The organism is Cytobacillus spartinae (genome assembly GCF_042865285.1).
In the GTDB taxonomy this organism is placed as follows: domain Bacteria; phylum Bacillota; class Bacilli; order Bacillales; family Cytobacillaceae; genus Robertmurraya_A; species Robertmurraya_A spartinae.
This window is the reverse complement of the sequence record NZ_JBIACK010000010.1, coordinates 196,144-204,847: the sequence shown is the minus strand read 5'-3', so window position 1 is coordinate 204,847 and position 8,704 is coordinate 196,144. Positions and strand designations below refer to the sequence as shown.

The 8,704-nt window shown below is 36.8% G+C and carries 9 protein-coding genes; all 9 read right to left on the bottom strand.

Annotation, left to right across the window (positions count from 1 at the left end; translation table 11 throughout):
- Window positions 1-202 precede the first annotated feature (202 nt).
- The 9 genes from hbs to ACFYKX_RS18845 all read right to left on the bottom strand — a co-directional run bounded on the left by hbs (window position 203) and on the right by ACFYKX_RS18845 (window position 8,569).
- Window positions 203-475 (bottom strand): non-specific DNA-binding protein Hbs, encoded by a 273-nt coding sequence (gene hbs, locus ACFYKX_RS18885; protein WP_389362628.1) that lies wholly within the window; start codon window positions 473-475, stop codon window positions 203-205.
- Between the two features lie 690 nt (window positions 476-1,165).
- Window positions 1,166-2,644 carry a stage IV sporulation protein A gene (gene spoIVA, locus ACFYKX_RS18880; RefSeq protein ID WP_389362627.1) on the bottom strand — a complete coding sequence of 493 codons (1,479 nt, stop codon included), beginning with the start codon at window positions 2,642-2,644 and terminating at the stop codon, window positions 1,166-1,168.
- A gap of 370 nt (window positions 2,645-3,014) precedes the next feature.
- Complete coding sequence (locus ACFYKX_RS18875; RefSeq protein WP_389362626.1) at window positions 3,015-3,728, bottom strand: hypothetical protein; 714 nt, start codon at window positions 3,726-3,728, stop codon at window positions 3,015-3,017.
- 31 nt (window positions 3,729-3,759) lie between these two features.
- Window positions 3,760-3,963 (bottom strand): DUF2768 domain-containing protein, encoded by a 204-nt coding sequence (locus tag ACFYKX_RS18870; protein WP_389362625.1) that lies wholly within the window; start codon window positions 3,961-3,963, stop codon window positions 3,760-3,762.
- 280 nt (window positions 3,964-4,243) lie between these two features.
- Window positions 4,244-5,293, bottom strand: coding sequence for an NAD(P)H-dependent glycerol-3-phosphate dehydrogenase (locus ACFYKX_RS18865; protein ID WP_389362624.1), 1,050 nt, complete (start codon window positions 5,291-5,293; stop codon window positions 4,244-4,246).
- Between the two features lie 20 nt (window positions 5,294-5,313).
- A complete protein-coding gene (gene der, locus ACFYKX_RS18860) occupies window positions 5,314-6,624 on the bottom strand; it encodes a ribosome biogenesis GTPase Der (RefSeq protein WP_389362623.1) in 1,311 nt (436 codons plus the stop codon).
- 270 nt (window positions 6,625-6,894) lie between these two features.
- A complete protein-coding gene (locus tag ACFYKX_RS18855; RefSeq protein WP_389362622.1) occupies window positions 6,895-7,080 on the bottom strand; it encodes a capping complex subunit for YIEGIA in 186 nt (61 codons plus the stop codon).
- Window positions 7,081-7,082: 2 nt separating this feature from the next.
- Entirely contained in the window at window positions 7,083-7,964 is an 882-nt protein-coding gene (locus ACFYKX_RS18850) for a YIEGIA family protein (RefSeq protein WP_389362621.1), read from the bottom strand.
- Window positions 7,961-8,569 (bottom strand): YphA family membrane protein, encoded by a 609-nt coding sequence (locus tag ACFYKX_RS18845; protein WP_389362620.1) that lies wholly within the window; start codon window positions 8,567-8,569, stop codon window positions 7,961-7,963. Before ACFYKX_RS18845 ends, ACFYKX_RS18850 begins: the two co-directional genes overlap by 4 nt.
- Window positions 8,570-8,704: the final 135 nt, after the last annotated feature.

Here is an 8,704-nt window from a genome sequence, read left to right as displayed (position 1 = left end):
TGTTTCTCGACAACTCAAGTATATAAGAATGGATGATATCGTGCTTTTTTTATGCACTAAATAGTGTTTAAACCCCAACAAATATTATAGAATCAAAAAAAATATGTATGATTTTAGCTAAATTTGAAAAAATAAACATAGAAAAAGGACCGTGTTAAACACGGTCCTTTTAATAAGATATTAGCTTAAAGTACTTATGTAATTATTTTACAGCATCTTTAAGCGCTTTACCTGGTTTGAAAGCAGGAACTTTGCTTGCAGAAATTTCGATTTCTTCACCAGTTTGTGGGTTACGCCCTTTACGAGCAGCACGCTCACGTACTTCGAAGTTACCAAAACCGATTAATTGTACTTTATCACCGTTTTTTAGAGCATTTAAAATTGTATCAAAAACAGCATCAACTGCTTTAGTAGCGTCTTTCTTAGAAAGTTCGCTTGCTTCAGCAACTGCGTTAATTAGTTCTGTCTTGTTCATGCCTTTCACCTCCTCCCAAAAAATTCGATAAACTCAGTAAAATACCGTTCTTATCTACATTCTTAAACAAAATTACCAAATTCTATACGTCTCGACGCGTTTTTATGTAACAAGCCTTATATTAAATGATAAATAGAAAGATTTCAATGCTTTTTTCTCTTAAAATCCTTTATTTATAAGGCTTTTTGCGTTCGAAACAGTAATTCTGTTAAAAGATTATCATAATCAAATAGGCTAATCAAGAAAATTCAACAAAATAATGGAAATCTTTTCATTTTCGTAACATTTTCGCTAAGATTAGGCATTATTCCTTAAGATTTTCACAAGTGCATTAAACCATTAAAGCATTTGGACTTTGCATAAAACACGTACGTTCCATTGCTCCAGAGCACTTGCTTTCCGCGGGGAGGAAGTCGTTCCTCCTCGGCTTTTGCCTGCGGGGTCTCGACCTTTCCTCTTCTTCCCGCAGGACATTGATTTGGCTTCATCGAACTAACCCACGCACGAAGGGGATACGGATGCTATTTTCGAGGAGTCAAGTGTCTTCCGCTACATTTCACTATCAACTAAAATAATCATAATGTATACTAATATACACACATTTGAGGGAATATTGATATATATCCCTAACATCATACACTACATGGTAAAACTGAAAAGAAAAAAGACCCCAAAATGGAGTCTTGAAGATTAAAGGATGATTGCGATTAAACCACCAGAGCCTTCGTTAATGATACGCTCTAATGTTTCTTTTAGCTTATATCTTGCATTCTCAGGCATTAAAGATAGTTTGGCTTGAATGCCTTCTCTAACAATTGAACTTAAGCTGCGGCCAAAAATATCTGAATTCCAGATTGATAATGGATCATCCTCAAAGTCTTGCATTAAGTAACGTACAAGCTCTTCACTTTGTTTTTCTGTTCCGATAATCGGTGCGAATTCGGATTCCACATCCACTTTAATCATGTGAATAGAAGGAGCAACTGCCTTTAGACGAACACCGAAACGTGCGCCTTGACGAATAATCTCTGGCTCATCTAGGCTCATGTCAGCTAATGATGGAGCAGCAATCCCGTATCCAGTTTGTTTTACCATTTTTAGAGCGTCTGCAATAACATCATATTCAGCTTTTGCGTGTGCAAAATCCTGCATTAACTCTAATAAATGATCTTTGCCTCGGATTTCAACTCCAACAATTTCTTTAAGAATGTCATCATATAAATCATCTGGAGCGTATAGGTCAATTTCCGCAACTCCTTGACCCATTTCTATTCCAGCTAGTCCCGCTCGATCAATAAACTCATAATCGCTGAATAAGTGAACTACGCGATCTACATCTCTTAATCTTTTAATATCTTTAACCGTATCTTTTACAGCCTCTTGGTAGCTCTCACGAAGCCAATGATCTTCTCTTAATACCATTACCCAGCTTGGAAGATTAACATTCACTTCTAATACAGGGAATTCATATAATGCCTCACGCATAACACTTAACACATCAGATTCGCGCATTCCTTCCACACTCATAGCTAGTACAGGAATGTCATACTTTTCTGAAAGCTCATTACGTAAAGCTTCTGTATTTGGGTGTTGAGGTTGTACGCTATTAATGACCATAATGAATGGTTTCCCAACCTCTTTAAGCTCATCAATTACTCTTTGTTCAGCTTCTAAGTAATCAGAACGAGGAATTTCACCGATCGTTCCGTCTGTCGTAATGACGACACCAATGGTTGAGTGCTCTTGAATAACTTTTCTAGTACCAATTTCCGCAGCCTCATGGAACGGAATCGGTTCTTCGTACCATGGAGTGTTAATCATTCTCGGACCATTTTCATCCTCATACCCTTTTGCACCAGGTACTGTGTACCCAACACAGTCCACTAAACGAATGTTTACATCTAAGCCTTCTCCAACATGTACAGAAGCTGCTTGATTTGGAACAAACTTAGGTTCCGTTGTCATGATGGTTCTACCCGCTGCACTTTGAGGCAGTTCATCTTGGGTACGAGCCCGGTCTGCTTCATTTGCCATATTCGGTAGTACAACAAGCTCCATAAACTTTTTGATAAAAGTGGATTTTCCTGTGCGAACTGCTCCTACAACTCCTAAATATATATCGCCGCCCGTTCTTTCGGCAATATCTTTAAAAATATCTACCTTTTCCAAGTGATCCCCTCCTGAAATCTACGAGTTAGTGGGATATTACATATCCTATTATTATCTATAGACAGTATATATTTATGACGTTGTCCTACAACGTTATGACACTTTTCTTAAATTTTTTTCCCCCTTATTGAAAAAATATCTTTTTCTAGTTCAAGAATCCTCTATCTAGCCATGTCTTTACTTGAAAAACGAACATACGAAGTGTAAGTCATTTCAAGAAATCTGATAATCTGGTTCGCTTTTCATTCTGCTTAATAGAGAGTGATACACGTATTCGTATCTCGTATTTCATCAATCTCTCAAAATAAAAAGGGATTAAAACAATAAAAACCCTTCTCCTACAATATATTTTGTAGAAGAAGGGTTATGACTATTTCACCAAAAAGATTGGTTCTTTTGTTTTTTCATCAATCGTATAGGGTAAAGAGTATGCTGGAACGAACATGGTATCCTTAACTAGAATATCTCTAATATCATCACCTGGTTGGAATTCGTGTTCGGTATTTTGTAGTGCCTGAAATAAGTCACTTCGATAGTCAACAAATATTTCTGCATTCCCCGTTACAACATAGGGAAGGTTTTGATTCGTGTACGGACTAACATAGAATAGTTCTTCTTTGTAACCTAGCTTTTTATAATCTAGAGTAAAGACATTGTCTGCAATTTTCTCTTTATATGGTGGATATCCCTGCATCTTAATTCGTAAATTTAAGTCACGGATTGTTTCAGCAATCCTTAAGTCAAAAATTTTAACAGTAGGGTTTGTCTCTACATCCACAAGAACATATTGAAATACTCCACCAGATTCATAGGCATTCCCAGGTGGCTCTGCCATGTATTGTGGGACAATCTTTTTAAAATCAATAGGATACTTCTGATAAATCGGAGTGGACATTTCCTTCGTCTTTATTGGCAATATCCCACCGTTTGCTGTTTGAAACTGTTCCACTGCCGATTGAACTGATTGAATTTGATCTAAGTATGGAATTTGGTTTTGAGCTAGTCGATCCTCGGGATACGCACATCCTGTTAATAAAAATGTAAGTAAGCCGACTATCGTTAGATTTTTTAAAACTTTTTTCATATTCCTCAACCCTTTTGTCATTGAAGTAAGTTTATCCACTCGTTGGCCCACTAAATACCACAAAAAAGATAACAATTCCGGAAACAATCATTAAGAGATAAGCAAAAAAGGCTGTAATAAATTTAAATACACGATTATTAAATTTGAATCGACTTAAGTATATCAATATTATGGCAATGAACATAAATCCCATTGCACCTAACGAAATCCACATTTTTACTAATGACGGTGACATGTACATCCCCTCCTTTTTCCGAAAGTATTATATCACAAAAGGTATGTATATTTAAAAACATTTCAAATTTAATCAATAATTGTCGAAAATCTATTTCAAATGAATTTAAAAAATTTGCACAAAAAAAGAGGCTAAAGTAAAGAAGGGGCAATTCTTTACTTTAGCCTATACCTTGACTAAATATGCCATACACCCTGTTCATTTCACCAGTTTGCTTCGTTGCATTGTATGCAAAAACTTTACAAATCGCATCCTCGAAAGCCCATATTTTAAAGAAAAATCATTCATGAACTTTTTCTTCTAATACATTTGCCAAATCTTCCATCTCATGAGTTTTTACCCTAGCCATTAGAGAATCGACCTCATGCTTAGGACTAGCATTATTAAAGAGGACATTGTAAAGAGCTGATGTGATAGGCATGGTTACGCCGAACTTCTCCGCTAATTGATGTGCTGCTTTCGTTGTACGAACACCTTCTACAACCATCCCCATATTGTCCAATACTTCTTGCAAGTTTTTTCCCTTGCCTAGAAGGTTTCCTGCTCTCCAGTTTCGAGAATGAACACTGGTACATGTAACAATAAGATCCCCTATCCCTGTTAGACCAGAAAACGTTAATGGGCTAGCACCCATCTTCGTCCCTAAACGAGCAATTTCTGCAAGCCCTCTTGTGATTAAGGCTGCTTTTGCATTATCTCCATACCCAAGCCCGTCGGTTATTCCTGCTGCGAGGGCAATAATATTTTTTAGAGCCCCACCAATTTCTACGCCAATAATATCGGGGTTAGTGTACACACGAAAATTTTGATTTATGAATAAATCCTGAATTTTTTCAGCTGCTTCCATTCTTTTTGAAGAAACAGTTACAGTTGTTGGATGACGGAGACTAACCTCTTCTGCATGGCTAGGTCCTGATAGAACAACCACATCCTTTAGTAGTTCACTTGGAACTTCCTCTTCAATCATCTCAGAAATTCTTAATAAAGTATCTGGTTCAATCCCTTTGCTAACATGAACAATCGTGAGTGGTGTCTTTTGAAAATCCAAAACCTTCTTTAATACCTCACGAATAGCCTTCGTTGGGACAGCTAAAACAATTGTCTCAATATCCTTTAACGATTCCTCTAAGGAATAATATCCCACGATGTTTTCCGGAAGAGTGATTCCCGGCAAATACTTTTCATTTGTGTGAAGTGTGTTTAATTGATTGATCTGATCTTCATTATGGCCCCAAAGACGTACCTCGTGGCCATTATCTGCCAGCACCATTGCAAGAGCAGTTCCCCAGCTACCCGCACCTAGTACAGTGATTTTGTCTTTTGGTTGCATCGTATCACACACCTTTTAGCTTATTTTCTTTCTCTAGCAAAAATCTTTATTGGTGTACCTTCAAATCCAAATGCGTCCCTAATTCTATTCTCTAAGAATCGTTGATAGGAGAAATGAAGTAGTTCAGGATCATTAACGAACACTACAAATGTTGGTGGCTTCACAGCTACTTGCGTCGTATAATAAATCTTCAAACGCTTTCCATTATCTGTAGGAGTTGGATTCATCGCAACCGCATCCATAATGACATCATTTAGAACACTAGTTTCAACTCGCATCGAGTGATTTTCACTTGCTAAGTTAATCATCGGAATGAGGGTATGAATTCGTTTTTTTGTTTTTGCAGATAAGAAGACAATTGGTGCATAGTCTAAGAATTGGAAATGCCCTCTAATATTCTCTTCAAATGCTTTCATTGTTTTTTCATCTTTTTCCACAGCGTCCCATTTGTTAACAACAATAACAACAGCTCGCCCTGCATCATGAGCATAACCAGCAATATGCTTGTCTTGTTCAATAATCCCTTCTTCTCCATCTAACACAATTAGAACAACATCAGAACGTTCAATCGCCTTTAAAGCGCGAAGTACACTATACTTTTCAGTTGTTTCGTACACTTTTCCTCTCTTACGCATTCCAGCAGTATCAATAATTACGTATTTTTGTCCATCCACAGTAATGACAGAATCAATCGCATCCCTTGTAGTACCAGCAATATTACTTACAATGACACGCTCCGCCCCAATCATCGCGTTAACGAGAGAAGACTTCCCGACATTTGGTCTACCAATTAAAGAAAACTTGATGGTGTCATCCTCGTAATCTTTTTTCTCGTCTTTAGGGAAGTGCTTAGCCGCTTCATCCAAAAGATCTCCTAGACCTAGTCCGTGTGCACCAGAGATAGGAAAAGGATCTCCAAATCCAAGTGCATAAAAATCATAAATGTAATCTTTCATATCTGGATTGTCAATTTTATTAACGGCTAAAACAACAGGTTTTTTTGCTCTGTATAAGATTTTTGCAACCTCTTCGTCTGCTGCAGTAACCCCTTCTCTTCCATTCGTTAAAAAAACAATAACATCAGCTTCTTGTATGGCAATTTCAGCTTGTTGGCGAATTTGCTCAAGGAAAGGCTCGTCTCCTATATCTATTCCACCAGTGTCAATAATATTAAAATCATGATTTAACCACTCCGCTGAACTATAAATTCGATCTCTTGTAACTCCAGGTATATCCTCGACAATTGAGACTCTCTCTCCAACTATGCGGTTAAAAATTGTAGACTTCCCTACATTTGGACGCCCTACTATGGCAAGTACAGGTTTTACCATTCATCTCACCCTTTCATCTTTTGAACACTTATCCTAAGTATTCATGAACATAAGTTAATATCTAAAATCATTTCAAAGCATTTATGTAAGTTACTTAATATCTGTAAGATTGTTATAAGTCAACAACATGCTGAATATTAGGAAATAAGACTTCATAAATTAAAGCTTATCAATTTTTAGAAAATAAACCCTTCTTATAGATAGAAGGGTCTAACCTCATTATATTATCAAAGTGATTTCTTCCTAGCAATGAAAAGATTGGAAGAAACACTAATGTTTCACAATCACATACAATTCATCTGTTAAGGAATGAGCAATACCATCTAAGATTGCTTCTAGATTTGTTGTAATTTTCTCCATTTCTTCCTTAGAGTCACAATGAAAAACGGCAGCTCCACTCGGAACTTTCTTAGGATTAGTCGTAATAACGGCAAGGATAAACTTATCTAACTCCATTTCTAACTTCCTTTCTTATCTCGTTCAGTGGGCATTCTAATTGCATTCTCTAATGTGGGAACTTTTCCAATTACTCTAAGTGCTTTTTCCACATTCTTTTCTTGTGGAAGAACAAACACACCTACTCTTCCATCATCCAAATCCCTTTTCGCTAGCGGTACTAGAGCAGGGGTTCCGGAGTCTCGATAAACGCCAAGTGCGGTAGATACATCATGAAGAATCGCTTGACGTTGACCTAAATTAGCAATCGTTGAACGTGCATTAAAGTTCTTAGGTTTTAAAATAAAGCCCATACCGTAACGAAGGACTTCTTTTTGTCTTTCGGGTAACCCAATGTTCATTATGTATATATTATCAACGTAAAGTCCTGGACCATCGAATCTGGGTTCCACATACTCGATCTCAACAATGTCTTTCATGCGTCCACCAGACATTAATGATTTAGAAATAATGACTGCTATTATGGCCCCTATAATTCCTGCCCAAATGTTGAATATCAAATACGCTAGCGTGCTTACAAAAGAGGTAAATATGACGAGATAGTTCCGACTTTCAAACGCAATCGCAATCCCTTCTATATACGTTTTTCCTCTAGGAACCAACTCATAGCCATCTAACTCATTTAGCGTATTTCTTTCCATATTTCGGACTTCTCTAAATTGAGAAGCAGCTAGGGTTAAAAAGGTGATTGCCGTGAACTCCTCTTCCATTATTGAAGGTCCAGCAACTGTTCCTAAACCCGCTGCAATAAAGCCAAGTGCAACATGAATAATCTTTCCATGCAAATAGGTTGGGTATTGTCGATAATCCGTTCGAAGCATATAGATTCTTGTTAATGTCCCTACTAATAATCCAAATAATATCGGGTATGTGTATTCACTCATGATTGTTTTTGTTTCTCCCTTTCTAGATGATTAATGTGATATTCAAAATATATTGCCATCTTTTCAAGGCCACTCCAGGCTAAAATTAAGGCCACAACCAAGGCAATGACATCTAAAAATGCGAAGGATCCAATGTAATAAGGAAAAGAAAATTTATTAATAATAAACGCAAAAAGCAGATCCCCATGAATAGATCCAGTTATGGCTGTTAACGTCCTCAATATCGGTGTTTTTTGGATCATGACTGAAAGATAAGCTATCAGTAGCGCTAATAACCATTTTCTATCAATAATTAGCCAGACAGGATCAAACAGCTCAAATAGCATGAAACTTGTATATGAAAGCATTACGATAAAAGAGACAATGATGAAGTAAGCTAACTGTCTTCTTTTTAGCCTTGCTATAACCATATAAGAAGTGAGCAACATAAAAAGACTTGTCCATGACATTTGAAATGACATGAAAGTAAAAGACTGTAAAGATAAAATAAGTGCTAAAAGCAACCATATGGAGACCTTAAGACGATACGATTTCTGTCTCCCAACGAAAAATGTGGTTAAAATCCAAAATAGCCAAAATAACCAATAGAAAAAGATCCCTTCCATGTCACACCTCCTATCATTTCCATTATGTCTAATGCTTATGTACTTTAATCTCTTACGGATAAACTTTCGACTGTAGACCCCAAAAAAACAACTCCTCGACACGAATACAACAGAAGACAAAGAATCATGTTAAGG